This window comes from Rhizobium ecuadorense (assembly GCF_001187535.1).
Taxonomy (GTDB): domain Bacteria; phylum Pseudomonadota; class Alphaproteobacteria; order Rhizobiales; family Rhizobiaceae; genus Rhizobium; species Rhizobium ecuadorense.
Genome location: NZ_LFIO01001670.1, coordinates 1 through 217, shown reverse-complemented (window position 1 = coordinate 217; position 217 = coordinate 1). Strand labels below are relative to the sequence as shown.

1 protein-coding gene is annotated in these 217 nt (G+C 62.2%); it reads right to left on the bottom strand.

From position 1 onward, the window contains the following. On the bottom strand, positions 1 to 217 hold a 217-nt coding region (locus AF337_RS32965; protein ID WP_193393686.1), incomplete at both ends, for a gamma-glutamyltransferase.

Genomic DNA, 217 nt, shown 5'->3' with positions numbered 1-217 from the left:
CGCCCGAGGGACTGCCGAGGGTGTGGGTCATCGCGACGGCATTGCCGTCCTTGTCGATCACTGAGATGTGGGTGGTGTCGCGCTGCGATCCATCAAGGCGCGATACGCTGGCGATCTCGCCGGCCTTGATCGCGCGGGCATGCGCCTTTGCCTGCTCTTTCGACAGAAGCTTTTCATAGGGCACGTCGACATAGATGGGATCGCCCATATGCGCGTC